Here is a 17,469-nt window from a genome sequence, read left to right on the forward strand (position 1 = left end):
CTAGCTGTTTTTCCAAAGGTAAAACCTATTACTCACGAAAATGGATCTATCTACTCAAACACGCGCAGTATATTTCCGGTAAGCTCAGTTCTGAATATTTTTAGCGGATTGCTTGTGATGCTGTTTAACGGTTTTCCCGTTTGGTCAAACCGTGCACCATGCGTTGAACAGTAATAGATACCCCCATCCTTCGAAATAAATCGCACTTCCTCGGTCTGTTGATGGCTACAGATTTGGCTGGCCGCTACATATTGCCCCTCCAAGTTTTTGGCCACTACCACGAATTCCTTTAGGATAAATCCGCCGTTGTTCTGTAAAGGCGCACCTTCCTGAGCGTCAAGGTCAATGGTAAAATCAATTCCGGTGGGGACCGGAAGACCCGTTTCGGCACTGTCTTTGGAACAACCATGAACACAGGGAAAAACTATAGCGAATGCCGCACCGGCACCCAGACTTCGTAAAAATTGCTTTCTTTCCATAACAGATTTGTTTATAAGAAATGAACGACTTTATTGGAAAAATAGTATTAGTCAATACGTCGCTATTAATTATTAGGTCGTTTTCAACTTTTACAACAATTTCCTACAAACATGACAATGGTCATGTTTTTGTTTAAACCCTTCACTTACATTTGGACAGGTAATTAGCTAAAAAATAATATAACTTATTTGTTTTCATTATTTTACGTATATAAAATACATATAAGTTGTTTTGAAACTTTAAACATTTTTGACTATCTTAATAACATGAAAAGCTTTTTTCACAAAATATTAGCCTTCACTTTATCTTTCGCGGTACTCTTTTCCACTACCGCGTTTGCAGCTGATATGCACTTCTGTTGTGATAAATTGGTGGATCTTGCTGTTTTTGGCAAAGCGAAAACTTGTATGGACAAAAAGCAGGATATTGAAACGCCTTCAAAAAAATGTTCCTTTGGACAAATGGATTGTTGTAACAACCAAACCCTCGTAAAGCAAGGCGACCACAATCTAAAAACGGTTTCTTTTGAACTGGATGCCAATAATATTGTTTTCTTACAAACATTTTTCTACACCTATATTAATCTTTTTGAAGGCCTTGAGCTAAAAACAGTTCCCTTTATAAACTATGATCCTCCCTGGATTGAACGGGACATACTCGCGCTTCACGAAACTTACTTGATTTGATTTTTATGTAAGCAGATTATTGTTGCGATAATCTGTGCTTCCCATTGGCCAACAGTCCATTGTTGGTTTTCTATTGTCGCGCCTATTTTACAGCGACAAGCTTTTCCACCAATATTTTAACGGAGAATCAATCCTCTGACAGCTTTATTGCTTAGTTAAGAACACTAACATTTTCATACATGGAATCCATTAGAACATATTGGATCATGAATATGGTCTGTAGACGCTGTCTAAAGGTCATAAAACATGAGCTTGAAGAAATCCATATAGAGGTGCTTTCCCTTGAATTGGGAAAACTGACCGTTCGTTCGATTAAAAAAATTGACAAAGAAATCGATGCGAAGGTCATAGGCGTGCTCCACTCCAATGGGTTTGAAATTGCAAAAAGCGAAGAGGAAATGTTGGTAGAGGAGGTAAAGATCACGCTCATCCATCTTATTAAAGACCTACCAATGCATATAAAGGAAAAGACGTCGGAACATTTGGCATCGACCTTACATCGTGACTATAAGATTTTGAGCAAACTGTTTTCCAAAAACGAAAACACCACTATCGAAAAGTATTTCATAAAGTTGAAGGTTGAAAAGGTAAAAGAACTGATACAGCTGCAACAATATAGCTTCTCCGATATTGCATATCTACTTGATTATAGTAGTGTAAACCATCTGTCAAGACAGTTCAAGAATACGACTGGAATGAGCATGACAGATTATAAGAATGCTGAAGGTTGGGAGCGCAGTTTCTATGACGAAATTATATAGATAAGAAAGAAAATTATGCAGACGAACACTTTCAAGAAAAAATAGATTTGTTAACAACTTAATACCAATAAAATGAAAAACAAAAAATTCTTACCAAGCATGACCGTACTGGCGGTGATATGTTTCCTGTTTGTGGGATTCAATACCCATGCACAGGAAAAATGGGTGGCACCCGCGAGTGCTGACAAGATTGTAAACCCACTTAAAGGAGATGCCAATGCCGCTGCATCGGGCAAAAGAACCTATAAGATGCTGTGTGTCGTGTGCCACGGTGCCAAGGGCAAAGGCGATGGTGTAGGAGGCGCGGGCCTCACACCTAAACCAACCGATTTTACCAGTGCCGAAGTCCAGGCCCAGACAGATGGGGCCCTGTTCTGGAAATTGGAAGAAGGCCGCTCACCGATGGCCTCTTATAAAACTGCCATCCCTGAGAAAAAACGCTGGGAAATTATTAACTACATAAGAACCCTTAAGTAATGAAAAAGCTACTAGTATTACTAATCGCAGTTGTTTTTGGCGGTCAGATGTACGGCCAAACATACAACACTTTTGAACCGAGCAAGACCCAGTTTATGCTAAGGGGCTACGGCCATACTGGATTTGAATATATGGACTCTGGGGATGAAACCGAATCTACATTCTTAGGCTTAGCCTATGCCCCAATTTTTCTATATAAACATTCGGACAGGCTGATGTTCGAGGCCGAACTGGAATTTGTACTTGAAGGAAATGAACTGGAGACCGGGTTAGAGTATGCCGATGTCATGTACGTGCTCAACAAGAACATGATCGCCAGGGCAGGGAAATTTCTATTGCCCTTCGGAACTTTTATGGAACGATTGCACCCCGCTTGGATCAACCGCTTGCCCAATACTCCTTTAGGCTACGGACATGATGGCATTGCACCCTCTTCAGGAATTGGAGTGGAGCTTAGGGGGGCCTTCGACCTGGGCGGTCCAACATTGAACTATTCGGTCTATGCCACTAATGGACCTCGCTTAAAAGACGGTAGTGAAGAACCCGAAGAGGCGGGAATGCTGTTGTTCCAAAATTATGAGGATAACAACCTGGGCAAGGCCTATGGTGGTCGTTTGGGGCTTTTACCCTTTTCCGATTCTTCCATCGAATTGGGCTTCTCGGCCTACACCACAGCTAATACCGGTCAAGAGGACTCCGAATACGAGGATGTGGGGGCATTTTTGTTCGCCTTGGATTTTTCCTTAGTCAAGCAAATATCAGGACTGGGTGGCATAGTGGACGTCAAGGCCCAGTACAACAATTCGAATGTGGATACCGCAACCTATTTTGAGCTGGAGGATGGTGTAGAGGAAGAATATTCCTTTGACAATCAAAGCAACTCCTTTTATGGGCAGCTGAGTTACCGGCCTACTATGGCAAGCAGCGATTTTGTCAAAAAACTGGAGTTTGTGGGCAGGTATTCGGATTTTAATGCTCCGGAAGGCGCGGAATGGGAAGAGAAATCGGTCCAGTACGCCTTTGGTCTAAATTATTGGCTGAGCTGGAGATCTGTGGTCAAACTTAGTTACCAGACTACAGAAACGGAAGGTGGTCATGACGGAGATGGTTTAACCAACACGGATGGCCTGTTTGTACATTGGGCCATAGGATTCTAAAAACATTCATTTAAAAATAGAAAACATGAAAACAATATATAAAACAGTAATAGGCGTCATAGTAATGACAATTGTGGGCATTACGGCCGTGGCCTGTTCTTCCACAAAGAAAGGCTATACCGATGTTCCGGATACGGCCACCGCAGCAGCGGAGGAAGAATTCAAGATCGAAAAATCGGGGGCCCAAATGTGGGGAGAAGCCTGTAATCGATGCCACATAGCACCGTCCCCTGCGGATTATAACGATACGGATTGGGAGACCATCAGCCTTCATATGAGGATCAGGGCCAACCTTACCGAGAACGAAAGCAAGAAGATAGAGGAGTTTTTAAAATCGGCCAATTAAAATGGCCAAAAGCTCCAATAGCTGCTTCGATAGAACAGCGATAGCGGCAAAATTATATTCGAATCCGTCCATGGAACAAGGCGGAACAGTATTAATTTAAATTATTGACTTAGGCGCATTACTAATAATTATAACATCCCTATTCATGGGCATTCCAAGTTTCGAAAAGTAAGGTTTAGCTCTTTTTGCCAAGGAAATTACGAATCTCAATTTTGTAAATCGTTGATAATAAGACTTTCAATTTCTCTTCGGTTATTAATTAAGTGCCTAAGTCAATTAAACTATGTTGAATATGGAAAAATTACCAAAAATTGCGTTACCAGCAACAATTATTCTTATTGCACTGGTTATTTTAATCGCAAAATCTGCAGTAACGATTGGGTCCGGGGAAGCCGGGGTGCTCTACAAGACCTTTGGGGGCGGAGTGGTTACTGATCAGCCGCCTTTGGGCGAGGGTTTCCATATCGTGGCACCTTGGAACAAGGTTTTTGTATATGAGGTTAGACAGCAAGAAGTTTTCGAAAAAATGCAGGTGCTCTCTTCCAACGGATTGGAGATAAAACTGGACGCCTCTGCTTGGTTCGAGCCAAAGCGGGAATTTTTAGGAAAACTTCATCAGGAAAAAGGTACGGAATATGTTAACCGTGTACTACTGCCCACAATAAGATCTGCGGCAAGAAGCGTCGTGGGGCGCTATACCCCGGAGCAATTGTATTCCAGTAAACGAGATGCAATACAGGCAGAGATCTATGAAGAGACCAAAAAAATCGTTGACGGACAGTACATTCAGCTCAATGAGATACTAGTGCGAGATGTTACTTTGCCCGGCACCATAAAGGAAGCTATAGAGCGTAAGCTTAAACAAGAACAAGAGTCTTTGGAATATGAATTTCGTTTGGTTACCGCCAAAAAGGAAGCGGAAAAAGTAACCATAGAAGCACAAGGAAAGGCGGATGCAAATACAATTTTAAGCGCTTCCCTGACCGATAAAATATTACAGGACAAGGGTATCGATGCTACATTGGAACTAGCGAAGTCACCTAATTCAAAAGTAGTGGTAGTTGGTAGTGGCGATTCTGGACTACCGCTGATATTGGGCAATAATTGATTTTTTGTTCAGAACGATGGGACAAAAAGTTGAAGCGAACCCATTTAAACTTTTGGATTGAAGCAAAAATTAAGGTACGAAATGTGTCTGTTAAACTTCGGAAGTAAATAAAGGAAAAAGTTAAAACGAATCGAGTAAACCTTAAATCAAATACAATGAAAACAGCAACACTAATTTTTTTGACGATCGGGTTGTTTGCCTTAACCGGTTGCAACCAGAAAACTGATGTTAACGCAATGCTCGACAACTCCGAAACAAGGAGTGAGATTTTTGGTGCCATTGCGAACAATCACACATACATGACCGGCTTTATGGAAAACATGCAAGAGAGCGATCATGCAATGCAAATGATGCAGGGCAACCATAAAATGATGGGCGGCATGATGAAAGGCGATGGTATGCAAATGATGATGAAAGACAGTATGATGATGAAGAACATGATGAAATCCATGATGAAAAATGGTAAGATGATGGGGAACATGATGAAAATGATGCATGAAAAAGGCATGATGAGCGAGGATTGTATGGAGTCCTGTAAAAATATGATGGCCGAGGAAGGATTGGACATTATCGAGCAGGGCGAAATGGAATTGAGCAAGAGCCAAAGTCATGGTGATCATCATTAAAACACTAAAGTTTAACGCAAATACAGGAAAACATGAAAAGTCATTGGATATGGATGGTTATCGGTTGTGGGCTGCCCCTACTACTGATATTTTTCGCCCCGGCGTTGGGGATCACAGGGTATAACGGGCTTTTTGCCTTTATCATCCTGATGTTCGTAGTGCATCTGTTTATACCGCATGGCTCACACGGGCGCGGTGGCCATAACCATGGCGGCCATAGCGATAAAAAGCACGGAGAAAGTAAAGAGGAAGTGCTAGATGATGGGGACAAAAAAGGGCATGAAGGCCATCGACACCATTAATTAACACTAAAACTTGGACAATGAAACGCAAATTTCAAATCGAAGGAATAAGCTGTGGCGGATGTGTGACAAGGGTCAAAAGAGCTTTGGAGGAACATCCGGCGGTAGAGAAAATACAGATTTTCTTGCAGCCAAAAGGTGCAACGATTATCAGCATGAAGGAAGAACTTTCAGTAGATGAGTTACAAGAACAACTCAACGAACTTGAAGGCTATACCATAACAGAAATCAATTAAAATTACAATAATCTTAAATCTAACAGTATGTTTTATAGAGACGGAGTTTTTTGGGGCATGCACCTTATATGGTGGGCCATATGGTTTGTATTGCTGGGCTGGATTTTCTTTGCCCCGTCCAGTTCATCCTATGATGAAATTGAAGACGATGACCCACTCACATCACTCAAAAGGCGGTTTGCCAAAGGAGAGATTACCAAGAGTGAATATGAAGAATCAAAGAAGCTTTTAAAATCGGACGGATAGTCCACAAAAACAAGTATTAACGACTAAAATTCAAAACTATGCACTTTTTTGACGGACATTACGGCGGTATGCACTTTATATGGTGGATCGTATGGTTGATCCTATTGATCTGGATCTTTTTTGTGCCCTACGACCTTCCCTATACCAAAAACAGAAAAGAAGACCCATTGCGCATTCTTAAAAAGCGATTTGCCAAAGGCGAAATCACGAAAGAGGAATACGAGGAATCCAAGAAACTTATAAAGTCTGAATAAGGATTAAACTACCTAGGGGCAAGCCCACGGGGCATTTAAATCTCGATTATCGAGTAAAATTGTAAAACCCAAAACAAAATGAAATGAAAACAACGATCAAAATGGCAGCATGCATGGTACTGACCGCTTTTATACTATCGGCCTGTTCTCAAAAACAAGAGGGCACCATAAAGGACAAACTTAAGGATCCGTCCCAACAAGAGGTGGTATTGACATTCATGGCCGAGAACCATAAACTGGGCCAAAAATACATTGCAAAGATGATGGAAAACGATCACGCCACAGGCATGATGGTCGACGAATTGGTTAAAGCCGCTGCAAGTGATACCATACTCGCCGGGAAACTCAGCGATATGATTACTAGATATCCAGATCTTATGCTGCTTACTACCCATCATTTTATGCCGGTCATCGCCAACGACAGTCTTTTGATCGATACCTTTTGTGACCATACTTTGGAGCATGAAAATTTGGAGAAGGCCATGCATGAAAAGATGGAGTACAAAAAGAGCTTAGAGTTAAACCACTAGTAACAACCCTAGTTCGGTACGGAATGAATTTACAAGAATAATAAACATAAAAAAACAATCATGAATCGATTAAATGTAAAAAAATTTGGATTTGCCATGGGCCTTACCGCCGCGATACTTTACGCCGGCTGTATGATCGTCCTTGCCACTGCTGGACAAGAAGGAAGTATAAAGTTTTTTAACGGCTTGCTGCACGGTTTGGACACTACTAGTATAATAAGGATAGACGTGCCTGTTTGGGAAGCCCTAATCGGCATTGTACAGACCTTTATAATCGCATGGCTTACAGGTGCCCTGATCGCGGCTTTTTACAATGCACAGCTTAAAAGAAGATAGACAGAATAAATGAGTAACAAATGATGTGAAGTAGTTTAATATTTCAGATGATAAACTTTAAAACATAAAGACGATGAAAAAGATTGGATTAATTGCCAAAACTGTTTTTTTAACCGTTTTCGTTTTTGCAGCTTGTGAAAAATCAGAAGAACCTTTTGTTGATTTGATTGAAGGAACCTATGTCGGAACACTTACTGATAATGTTGGCTTAAAGGGCGGAAGTACTAGCAAAATTATTGAGGAAGCTTTCGCCGAAATTACCAAAATCAGAAAGGGAATAATTGAGGTCCATTTATACAATGTGAAGTTGGATACAACTTTTATGTTGGATTACTATGAAGACATGGACAGCATAAACGTGTGCCTTACAGGTGATGAGTTCGAAAACATGTATGGACATATGTTGGGACGAGGACATATGAGTGGGGGCATGATGAATGATATGAGAAATGATGAAACAGAATGGGTGCATCATTTAAATGATGAGCATCAGGAAGGCGACGAGCATTTTGGCGGTTTCGATATGCAGAATCATACTTTCCGCTATCGCTTTAACCTTTTGGATGGGGGGATATCAAAGGAATTTCAATTTGAAGGTCAGAAAGAATAGAATTCGAGATTTGGGTATTTCCGTGAGTAGAAAATATCCGAATTCTAACAAATGTTGAATTTGGCTTAAAAATTTCCAATAATTGATATGCAATACGTCTGGTTCATATGGTCCCTTATCATCCTCGCCCTTTGGGCGGTAATCTATCTGTTTAAAAAGGATACCAGGAAAGAAATGCTCCAAATGAGCTGGATCACCATGCCCTTTGGCCTTACGGAACCCCTGTTCGTGCCCGAGTACTGGTTCCCCCCTTCCCTATTCAATCTAGCGGAAAACACGGGATTCGATATAGAAAGTCTTATTTTCTCTTTTTCCATTGGAGGTATAGGAACAGTATTGTACAACCTAATTTTTAAAAGAAGGTTCGTTGTAATGCCACATACGGAAAGAAGCCACCGGAGGCATTCGCTTCATGTTTACATTCTTTTTGTTCCTGTTCTGATTTTTGCGGCACTAAGCCTTTTTACTGGGCTTAATCATATTTATTGTGGGGTCATCGCCTTGTTTTTCGGAGGACTAGCAACCCTGTACTGCCGCCCCGATTTAAAGGGTAAAATCTGGGTCGGTGGTATGCTGTTTACAGTGCTCTACTTTGTCTATTTCGGAAGCATCCTTCTGTTTTATCCAGATTATGTAGCGCTGTACTGGAATCTGGACAACCTGACACATGTACTTGTTCTGGGAATCCCCCTTGAAGAACTTTTATTTGCCTTCACTTTCGGGATGTGCTGGTCAGGACTATATGAGCACCTGTATTGGAGAAAAGTAATGAAACCGATAACCATTGATTAATGGTTGTTTATTAAGAACATAAAGTATCACTTATAAATTAAATGTCATGAAAATACTATTGGCCATAGACGGCTCGGACTACAGCAAGGCGGCAGTAGAAGAACTATCAAGGTTATCGTTCCCCTCCAATACGGAAGTACGTATTCTATCTGTGTATGAAAATCCCATACTGGCCACTCCGGGAATAGCCCCCTTGGGAGGTTCGTTGGGCGGTTATTATGAAGAAGTGCTATCCAACGCAAAAAAATCAGCGGAAGAGAACGTAAAGGTCGCCGCAAGGCAATTGCAAAACAAGAACACCAATTTATCGGTTTCGAAAATAACTGTGAACGGCCTTCCCAAAATGGCGATCCTAGAAGAGGCAGAGGACCTTGGTGCCGATCTAATAGTCGTTGGCTCACATGGACATGGCGGGTTCACCCGGTTCCTATTGGGCTCGGTTTCCCGGTCCATCTCCGCACATGCGAACTGTTCTGTATTAATAGTTCGAAGGCCCGATGCAAAAGAAAAAAGGTAATTCGCTTCAACCTCAGCGAAAAAAATTGAAGGAAGAGTTGGTTTGAAAAATATAAATACGTTGAACACTACTATGGAAAATGCCTGTAAAGTTACCGATTTGATTTGCTTACCGGACTCCAAACTGCCCCGGGTGGTCGTGGTGGGTGGTGGCTTTGCGGGCCTTGCCTTGGTAGAAGGTCTCAAAAAGAAAAACATACAGATCGTATTGATGGACAAGAACAACTTCCATCAATTCCAACCCCTCTTTTATCAGGTGGCGACTAGTGCCTTGGAACCCGACAGCATCGTATTCCCTTTCAGAAAACAGATCAGCGGTTACAAGAATGTTCAATTTCGCCTGGCGGATGTCGAAAGAATAGAACCATCGCAAAATATGCTGTTTACCAATAAGGGAAAATTGAGTTATGATTATCTGGTTTTGGCTACGGGAACCACTACCAATTTTTTCGGGATGGATAATGTGGAAAAAAATAGTCTGGGGATGAAGGATATCCGTGATTCCCTGAACATCCGTCACATGATGCTGCAAAATCTGGAACAAGCGGCGATTACTTGCAATGATGAAGAACGCGATGCCCTTACCAATTTTGTAATCGTGGGCGGTGGTCCTGCCGGCGTTGAAATGGCAGGGGCCTTGGCAGAGTTTTGCAGGTACATCCTTCCAAAGGACTATCCCGAATATCCCTCTTCAATTATGAAGATCTATTTGGTGGAAGCCATGGACGAACTACTGGGAGCTATGTCCGACAAGGCCTCGGAAAAAACATTGGAGTACCTTAAAAATCTTGATGTTGAAGTTCTATTGAACGAAGCGGTCAGTGATTATGATGGCAAAGTAGTACAGACCAAGAGCGGTAAAATGCTATTGGCAAGAAACCTCGTCTGGACAGCAGGGGTCAAGGGACAATTTCCGAAGGGAATCAGCAAAGAGTCCATAGTAAAAGGGAATCGCTTAAAAACAAACGGATTTTTACAGGTGGACGGCCATAAGAACATCTACGCCATTGGAGACATTGCCGCATTGATTTCCGAAGATACACCCAAGGGTCATCCACAAGTGGCACAGGCCGCCATTCAACAGGGAAAATATCTGGCCCAAATGCTTTCAGGCCTGATCAATGATGACCCACCTACATTCTTTGAATATAAGGATAAAGGTTCGCTGGCCACGGTCGGAAAACGAAAAGCTGTTGCCGATCTCGGTAAGCTCAAATTTGGTGGTTATTTCGCCTGGTTACTATGGTCTGTGGTACACTTGATGTCCATCAGCGGGTTTAGAAACAAATTTCTGGTAGGGTTCAATTGGGTCATAAGTTATTTTACCTATGAAAAGAGCAACAGGGTAATTATTAGGAATTTCAAACAAGCTTCCCACATAGACCCTCCATCTGATGAACAATTTGGAACATTGGAAAAGGTCGAAAATATGCAAAAAACAAAAATCGATGCTTAAAAACCGAAGTAACATAGGCATTCGAAAATTCTTTGGCCATTATGCCAAGGGACTCAACAATAGTGGGGTTGTTCTCTTTGTGACCGTAGTTATTGCAATGGTCTGGGCAAATTCCCCTTGGAAAGAATTTTATACCGGTTTTATGCAAACGGACATCGGTTTTTACATCGCGGATTTTCGGTTATCGGAACCTTTGCTCTTGTGGATCAATGATGGGTTGATGGCACTATTCTTTTTACAGGTCGGTTTGGAGCTTAAACGGGAAATACTGGGGGGCAAACTTTCATCCCCCAAAAATGCAGTATTGCCCATAGGAGCTGCAATAGGAGGCATGGTAATCCCCGCCTTTATTTACTATTTGTTCAACGGTTCCGGGGAGGCTTCCCAAGGGTGGGGCATTCCTATGGCCACCGATATTGCCTTTTCGTTGGGGGTCCTGGCACTTATGGGGAAAAGATTGCCCACCGCCCTAAGGGTATTTTTGGTCACATTGGCAATCGTGGACGATCTGGGCGGTGTTCTGGTGATCGCCCTATTTTATACTTCCGGTATTTCGGGAATGGATTTGCTCCACGGGCTACTCTTCTTCGGACTTCTCATCATAGGAAATTTTGCCGGGGTAAGAAGTACTTGGTTTTATGCTATTATAGGAATAGGAGGCGTGTGGCTGGCCTTCTTTTTTTCAGGAGTGCACCCTACGATTGCAGGAATTCTTACCGCTGTAGCAATTCCGGGTCGGGTGAAAATTAAAGAGGGAACCTTTTTAAAACGTTTGGACGCACTCCATAAAAGATTTCAGGAATCAAAGTCGATTAAAGGCACCCTTATATCCAACCAACAGTTGGAAATATTGGAGGATATTAAAACCACAAGTTCCGAAGCCGAAACTCCGCTACAAAAATTGGAAAAAGCCCTACATCCTCTGGTAAGCTTCATCATTCTTCCTTTGTTCGCCTTGGCAAATGCGGGGATACATCTTCATGGGGATTTGCTGAAGGTGCTAACCGGCCCAGTTGGCCTGGGAATCAGTTTGGGGCTGATTTTCGGAAAATTCATTGGTATTGCAGCCTTTTCGAGAATTCTTGTGGCACTTAAACTTGCCAAACTCCCTGAAAACGTAAGTTGGAATATGATTTATGGTACCGCCTTTTTGGGGGGCATCGGTTTTACCATGTCACTGTTTATTAATGAACTGGCCTTCTCAGATGAATCTTTGATTTTCGCCGCAAAAGTAAGTATCCTATTTGCCTCTCTAATTTCAGGAATAGTAGGTGCCATACTATTATATAAAAGCAGTAAAAAATTAATAACAATTAAATAAAAACAATATGAAAAAAATAGCAGTAGTAGGATACGGGGTCATCGGGAAAAGAGTAGCCGACGCCATTAATGTGCAGGAAGACATGAATCTTTTTGGGGTTTGCGATGTTATTAGCGATTGGCGCATACAGACCGCTGTAAAAAAGGGGTATACCATATTCGCAGCAACCAGTGAAGCCAGGGAAAAAATGGGGTCGGTAGGCATTCAGGTAGCTGGCTTATTTCAAGACCTTCTAAATAAAGTGGACCTTGTAGTTGATTGTACCCCAAAGAACATAGCCGCAAAGAATGTTGAAACCTATAAGAAACAAGGACTTAAATTCATAGTCCAAGGTGGTGAAAAACATGAAACGACCGGTCATTCCTTTAGTGCCGAAAACAATTACGAATCTGCGATAGATTTGGATGCCACAAGGGTAGTTTCCTGCAACACCACATCCATTTTAAGAACGCTGACCGCGCTAAAAAGGGCCGACCTGTTGGACTATGCCAGGGGCACTTTGTTAAGACGTGCCACAGACCCTTGGGAAAGCCATTTGGGCGGTATTATGAACACCATGGTTCCCGAGAAGGAAATACCGAGCCACCAAGGTCCGGATGCCCAAAGTGTAGATCCCGACCTCGATGTAATCACATCGGCGGTAAAGGTGCCCGAAACTTTGAGCCATATGCATTATTGGAACGTGAAACTAAAGAAAAAGGCCACTAAAGAAGAAGTGCTGGCTGCTCTTAAAACCTCGACTCGTATCCACTTTATTCGCTATGACCAAGGGCTGGTTTCCAACAACACCATTAAGGAAATGTATTTGGATATGGGCCGGTCTTGGGGCGATATGTACGAAGTGGCCCTATGGGAAGATATGCTGAAAGTCGTGGGCGACGAACTGTTTTATGCCTATATCGTGGATAATCAGGCCATCGTCATCCCCGAGACCATTGATGCGATACGGGCATTGACGGGTATCGAAAGTGATGGTCATAAGTCTATTGCCAAAACCAACAAAAGTTTGGGAATCAATTAAAAAAAAGACAATGAAAACATATGAACATATTGTGGAACTCTTGGGGGACAAAGCATCCTACTATCTGGACCATGTGAGCGAGAAAATAACCAAAGACGAATTACAATTGCCCGAAAAAAATGTGGTGGACAAGGTATTCGTGCCCAGTGACAGGAATACACGGGTTCTCGGAAGCCTATCTAAACTTTATAATCACGGTAACCTTGCAGGAACGGGATATCTGAGCATTCTTCCGGTAGACCAGGGCATTGAACATAGCGCCGCTTTTTCCTTCTATAAGAACCCCGATTACTTTGACCCGGAAAACATCATAAAATTGGCCATAGAAGCTGGCTGTAATGGGGTGGCCTCGACCTTTGGGGGCTTGGGCCTTTATGCTAGGAAATATGCGCACAAAATTCCCTTCATTGTCAAGATAAACCATAATCAGCTGTTGACCCATCCCGCCAAATACGACCAAACGCTCTTCGGTACGGTGAAGGAAGCGTGGAACATGGGTGCGACAGCGATCGGGGCGACGATCTATTTCGGTTCCGAGGAAAGTAATCGGCAGTTGAAGGAGATTTCCGAGGCATTTGCGGAGGCACACCGTCTTGGAATGGCCACTATTCTCTGGTGCTATACCCGTAATGAAACCTTTAAAACCGATAAGGAAGACTATCATTCATCGGCCGATTTGACATCACAGGCCAATCATCTAGGGGTTACCATACAAGCGGATATAATTAAACAAAAGTTGCCAACTACTAATTATGGATTCAAAAATATTGGATTCGGTAAATACGACGATGCCATGTATGAAACCTTGACCACGGAACATCCCATTGACCTATGTAGGTTACAAGTGGCAAATTGCTATATGGGAAAAATCGGGTTGATCAACTCGGGAGGTGGCTCCAAGGGAGAATCTGACCTGAGCGAAGCCATTATTACGGCAATCGTAAACAAACGGGCCGGGGGATCCGGTCTGATTCTGGGAAGAAAGGCTTTTCAGCGGCCGTTCAAAGAGGGTGTGGAACTTTTGCACGCGGTACAAGGTGTTTATCTGGAAAAGAAAATAACAATTGCATAACGGATACTAAGGAATGTTCGATACGGAAATAAAATCACTGAAATCGCTTAACCACTACCTCCAAAAACTGGTGGAGAATAGGCTATGGCTAAAGGTTATCATCGCTTTGTTCCTTGGGGTAGGCCTTGGTCTTTTGTTAAGTCCGCAAAATGGTTGGATAACCAAAGGCACAGCTGATGTTCTGGGCAGTTGGTTGGCCCTGCCGGGCATGCTCTTTCTCAAGTTGGTACAAATGATTATGATTCCTTTGATCGTTGCCTCTATAATTACCGGCATTGCCAGCAACGACAAGGAGAATTTAAAAAAACTGGGGGGCGGTGTACTCTTGTATTTTATATCCACAACCATTATCTCGGTGACCATAGGTACAATCCTTGGATTAATCTTTAGCCCTGGAAAGTATCTGCACCAGCAAGCGATTGTAGATCATGAACAGGCTTTGGCCAATACGGCCGAAAGCACGGAATTATCGTTTGGGATAAACGATATTCCCAATGCCATAACAAATTTGTTGCCTGACAATCCGCTGGCATCCATGGTAAGTGGTGAAATGTTGAGTATCGTCATTTTTACCATTATCATAGGGGTCGCCGTATTATCCCTTCCCGATGATTTGCTACGGCCCGTAAAGTTATTGTTGAGTGCCATACAGGAAATCTGCATGACCGTGGTCAAATGGGCCATGTTGTTGGTTCCGGTAGCCGTGTTCGGCTTGATGGCGCAGCTGACCTCCAGTGTTGGTCTAAATTCACTTTCAGGTCTGGGCTTTTATGTGCTCGTCGTCTTGATTGGGTTATTGTTGTTGGTGGTAATTTATCTGATAGGTGTAAGCCTTTTGGGCAAGGTCAATCCGTTACGCTTTTTACGTAAGATCAGGGATGTCCAACTGCTGGCCTTCTCGACCACAAGTTCTGCTGCAGTAATGCCTTTATCCCTTGAAACAGCGGAAGAAGAACTGGAAGTAGATCCAGCCATCAGTAATTTCATAATCCCTATCGGAGCCACCGTAAATATGGACGGCACGGCACTTTACCAGACCATAACGACCTTGTTTATTGCCCAGGCCTACGGATTGGAAATGGGCCTTATGAACGTTATCGTAGTGGTGATTACCATCGTGGCGGCGTCCATTGGCACTCCGGCAATACCTGGTGGTGGGGTAGTGATTTTGGCCTCTGTACTTTCCAGTGCAGGAATACCTGCTGAAGGAATCATCATCATCATAGGGGTGGAACGGTTACTGGGGATGTTCCGGACAGCTGTTAATGTGACCGGCGACCTTACGGCCTGTATGGTGTTCAACCGATTTTATGGAAACAAGCTTGCCATAGGCACAAAAAGTAATTCGAAAACAAAAAAGGAGTATTCCACCGTTTAAAAGCTAAAAAAATGATGAAGTCAATCAACGATATAGATCTTTCTCCAAAACCGAACAAGGAATATTGGGTAAACTGCCATAGGGAATGGCGAGAGGAAATCATCTACTTTCTTATGGTAGACCGGTTTCATGACAACAACAAACGGAGTTCTTTGGACTTCGATATTAGACATTCAGGTTTTGGCAATGAAGACCAATTGCAAAAACCCTTAGGGGGCACGATAAAGGGAATCATCGACAATATCGATTACATCAAAGACTTGGGCTGTACGGCCCTTTGGCTTAGTCCTGTTTTTGAAAACAATCCTAAAGCTTACCATGGCTATGCCATCCAGAACTATTTGGATGTCGATAAACGCTGGGGTACAAAAAAGGACTTGGAGAGATTGGTGGTTAAGGCACATGACTTGGACATACGGGTTTTCCTGGATGTTGTTCTGCACCATTCCGGTGACAATTGGTCGTATCCTTTTGATCATGAGTATTACTATTTAGACGGACAACGTTTTCCGTTGGGAGATTGGCGCGAGAATGATAGGCCGCTCCCAATAGAACTGAAAGACCCGGAGCTTTACAACCGAAAAGGACAAATAAGGAATTTCGATAAGTATCCCGAAACGCAGGAGGGCGATTTTTTGACCTTAAAAACATTCCGTAACGACGGTACCCCTGAAAGCGAGAAGTTAGGGGAACTATTGGCTGCCATACATTGTTACTGGATACGCGAGACAGACGTGGACGGTTTTCGGTTGGATGCCGTCAAACATATGAAAGGACAGGATATTAGCCGTTTTTGTTCCACCATTCGTGAATATGCATACTCCTTGGGCAAGAGAAACTTCTTTTTGTTCGGTGAGATTATCGGCAATGACGAGACGGGCAATCCGTATATCGGGCCGAAAATGTTGCCGGAAGATCAGAACGTGTATTACGGGCTGGATTCTGTTTTGGACCATCCGCTACACAGTGTTTTGGCAGGTGTAATAAAAGGGGTTTCCTCACCTGAAAGACTATTGGAACGCTATTCCTCTTTACAACAAAATGCCCTCAGCCGGGGTGAATATGGAGATTTCTTGGTGACCTACATCGATGATCACGACCAAGTGGGCACTGATTTTAAGCATCGCTTTGGCTATGATGCCACTCCAGAACAGATAGTAGCGGGCATGGGCTTTCTGCTCTGCGCCCTTGGTGCCCCCTGTATCTATTATGGGACGGAACAAGGCTTGGATGGAAATGGGATGGATGACCGATATATCAGGGAAGGTATGTTCGACCCCAATGATACCAAGATCAATGTATTGAACCGCAATTCGTGGATATACAGGACCATTGCAGATTTGGCAAAACTGAGGCAAACAGAACCTATCCTGAAATTCGGTAGGATGTATTTTAGGAAAACTTCAAAAAACGCAGTTGGTTTTCACTATCCCAATTGCGAAGAATGTCTTTTGGCCTTTTCCAGGATACTCCACAACGGGGAGATTTTAGTGGTCTATAATTCGTCCCCAAAAGATGCGAAAGAAGAGCATGTCCTAATCGACGCTACCATTAACAAAGCAGGTCGCCAGATGAAATGTATTTATGGGGGTAAAACCAAAATAAAAGTGCAAAAAAATGCGGATGGGCAAGATAGCCGACTTTATATCAAGTTAAAACTAAAACCCATGGAATTCTTGATATTCAAGAACAGTTAGTTGAACCTAGCATTTTTTGTATAAGATGATTTTATCGCGGAGAGAGTATGGCGTTTTAATC

Annotated in this window: 23 protein-coding genes; 22 read left to right on the forward strand and 1 reads right to left on the reverse strand. The window is 42.8% G+C overall.

Going from position 1 to position 17,469, the window contains the following annotated elements:
- Positions 1 to 50: 50 nt before the first annotated feature.
- Complete coding sequence (locus AB8P51_RS10955; protein WP_369748874.1) at positions 51 to 479, reverse strand: ubiquinol-cytochrome c reductase iron-sulfur subunit; 429 nt, start codon at positions 477 to 479, stop codon at positions 51 to 53.
- A gap of 267 nt (positions 480 to 746) precedes the next feature.
- On the opposite strand from AB8P51_RS10955, the gene AB8P51_RS10960 reads away from it, so the two are divergent.
- The 22 genes from AB8P51_RS10960 (at position 747) to AB8P51_RS11065 (ending at position 17,408) form a co-directional block, all read left to right on the forward strand.
- Positions 747 to 1,166, forward strand: a complete 420-nt coding sequence (locus tag AB8P51_RS10960; protein WP_369748875.1) for a hypothetical protein — start codon at positions 747 to 749, stop codon at positions 1,164 to 1,166.
- A gap of 179 nt (positions 1,167 to 1,345) precedes the next feature.
- A complete protein-coding gene (locus AB8P51_RS10965; RefSeq protein ID WP_369748876.1) occupies positions 1,346 to 1,927 on the forward strand; it encodes a helix-turn-helix domain-containing protein in 582 nt (193 codons plus the stop codon).
- A 99-nt stretch (positions 1,928 to 2,026) separates the two neighbouring features.
- A complete protein-coding gene (locus AB8P51_RS10970; RefSeq protein ID WP_240531695.1) occupies positions 2,027 to 2,404 on the forward strand; it encodes a cytochrome c in 378 nt (125 codons plus the stop codon).
- The gene (locus tag AB8P51_RS10975; protein WP_369748877.1) at positions 2,404 to 3,561 is read left to right on the forward strand and encodes a hypothetical protein; all 1,158 of its coding nucleotides are present in this window, start codon (positions 2,404 to 2,406) and stop codon (positions 3,559 to 3,561) included. Before AB8P51_RS10970 ends, AB8P51_RS10975 begins: the two co-directional genes overlap by 1 nt.
- Before the next feature lie 25 nt (positions 3,562 to 3,586).
- A complete protein-coding gene (locus AB8P51_RS10980) occupies positions 3,587 to 3,907 on the forward strand; it encodes a hypothetical protein (protein WP_369748878.1) in 321 nt (106 codons plus the stop codon).
- A gap of 292 nt (positions 3,908 to 4,199) precedes the next feature.
- Positions 4,200 to 5,015 carry a prohibitin family protein gene (locus AB8P51_RS10985; protein WP_369748879.1) on the forward strand — a complete coding sequence of 272 codons (816 nt, stop codon included), beginning with the start codon at positions 4,200 to 4,202 and terminating at the stop codon, positions 5,013 to 5,015.
- A gap of 155 nt (positions 5,016 to 5,170) precedes the next feature.
- A complete protein-coding gene (locus tag AB8P51_RS10990) occupies positions 5,171 to 5,641 on the forward strand; it encodes a hypothetical protein (RefSeq protein WP_369748880.1) in 471 nt (156 codons plus the stop codon).
- A gap of 32 nt (positions 5,642 to 5,673) precedes the next feature.
- On the forward strand, positions 5,674 to 5,943 hold the full coding sequence (locus AB8P51_RS10995) for a hypothetical protein (RefSeq protein WP_369748881.1): 270 nt from the start codon (positions 5,674 to 5,676) through the stop codon (positions 5,941 to 5,943).
- 20 nt (positions 5,944 to 5,963) lie between these two features.
- On the forward strand, positions 5,964 to 6,179 hold the full coding sequence (locus AB8P51_RS11000) for a heavy-metal-associated domain-containing protein (protein ID WP_369748882.1): 216 nt from the start codon (positions 5,964 to 5,966) through the stop codon (positions 6,177 to 6,179).
- A gap of 27 nt (positions 6,180 to 6,206) precedes the next feature.
- Positions 6,207 to 6,425, forward strand: a complete 219-nt coding sequence (locus tag AB8P51_RS11005; RefSeq protein ID WP_093978458.1) for an SHOCT domain-containing protein — start codon at positions 6,207 to 6,209, stop codon at positions 6,423 to 6,425.
- Positions 6,426 to 6,463: 38 nt separating this feature from the next.
- Positions 6,464 to 6,679, forward strand: a complete 216-nt coding sequence (locus AB8P51_RS11010) for an SHOCT domain-containing protein (protein ID WP_369748883.1) — start codon at positions 6,464 to 6,466, stop codon at positions 6,677 to 6,679.
- A gap of 83 nt (positions 6,680 to 6,762) precedes the next feature.
- On the forward strand, positions 6,763 to 7,209 hold the full coding sequence (locus tag AB8P51_RS11015; RefSeq protein ID WP_369748884.1) for a hypothetical protein: 447 nt from the start codon (positions 6,763 to 6,765) through the stop codon (positions 7,207 to 7,209).
- Positions 7,210 to 7,269: 60 nt separating this feature from the next.
- Positions 7,270 to 7,545, forward strand: a complete 276-nt coding sequence (locus AB8P51_RS11020; protein WP_369748885.1) for a DUF5676 family membrane protein — start codon at positions 7,270 to 7,272, stop codon at positions 7,543 to 7,545.
- Positions 7,546 to 7,618: 73 nt separating this feature from the next.
- Complete coding sequence (locus AB8P51_RS11025; protein ID WP_369748886.1) at positions 7,619 to 8,155, forward strand: hypothetical protein; 537 nt, start codon at positions 7,619 to 7,621, stop codon at positions 8,153 to 8,155.
- 87 nt (positions 8,156 to 8,242) lie between these two features.
- On the forward strand, positions 8,243 to 8,947 hold the full coding sequence (locus AB8P51_RS11030) for a lycopene cyclase domain-containing protein (protein ID WP_369748887.1): 705 nt from the start codon (positions 8,243 to 8,245) through the stop codon (positions 8,945 to 8,947).
- 46 nt (positions 8,948 to 8,993) lie between these two features.
- Positions 8,994 to 9,464 carry a universal stress protein gene (locus tag AB8P51_RS11035; RefSeq protein ID WP_369748888.1) on the forward strand — a complete coding sequence of 157 codons (471 nt, stop codon included), beginning with the start codon at positions 8,994 to 8,996 and terminating at the stop codon, positions 9,462 to 9,464.
- A 72-nt stretch (positions 9,465 to 9,536) separates the two neighbouring features.
- Positions 9,537 to 10,919 (forward strand): NAD(P)/FAD-dependent oxidoreductase, encoded by a 1,383-nt coding sequence (locus tag AB8P51_RS11040; RefSeq protein ID WP_369749156.1) that lies wholly within the window; start codon positions 9,537 to 9,539, stop codon positions 10,917 to 10,919.
- Positions 10,912 to 12,240 (forward strand): Na+/H+ antiporter NhaA, encoded by a 1,329-nt coding sequence (nhaA, locus tag AB8P51_RS11045; protein WP_369748889.1) that lies wholly within the window; start codon positions 10,912 to 10,914, stop codon positions 12,238 to 12,240. Before AB8P51_RS11040 ends, nhaA begins: the two co-directional genes overlap by 8 nt.
- Before the next feature lie 7 nt (positions 12,241 to 12,247).
- Entirely contained in the window at positions 12,248 to 13,261 is a 1,014-nt protein-coding gene (locus AB8P51_RS11050) for a type II glyceraldehyde-3-phosphate dehydrogenase (RefSeq protein WP_369748890.1), read from the forward strand.
- A gap of 10 nt (positions 13,262 to 13,271) precedes the next feature.
- Positions 13,272 to 14,333: a class I fructose-bisphosphate aldolase gene (locus AB8P51_RS11055; RefSeq protein ID WP_369748891.1), complete on the forward strand. Its 1,062-nt coding sequence runs from the start codon at positions 13,272 to 13,274 to the stop codon at positions 14,331 to 14,333.
- A gap of 13 nt (positions 14,334 to 14,346) precedes the next feature.
- On the forward strand, positions 14,347 to 15,711 hold the full coding sequence (locus AB8P51_RS11060; RefSeq protein WP_369748892.1) for a dicarboxylate/amino acid:cation symporter: 1,365 nt from the start codon (positions 14,347 to 14,349) through the stop codon (positions 15,709 to 15,711).
- Between the two features lie 11 nt (positions 15,712 to 15,722).
- The gene (locus AB8P51_RS11065; RefSeq protein ID WP_369748893.1) at positions 15,723 to 17,408 is read left to right on the forward strand and encodes an alpha-amylase family glycosyl hydrolase; all 1,686 of its coding nucleotides are present in this window, start codon (positions 15,723 to 15,725) and stop codon (positions 17,406 to 17,408) included.
- Positions 17,409 to 17,469: the final 61 nt, after the last annotated feature.

The organism is Muriicola sp. SD30, from assembly GCF_041205185.1.
Taxonomy (GTDB): domain Bacteria; phylum Bacteroidota; class Bacteroidia; order Flavobacteriales; family Flavobacteriaceae; genus Muriicola.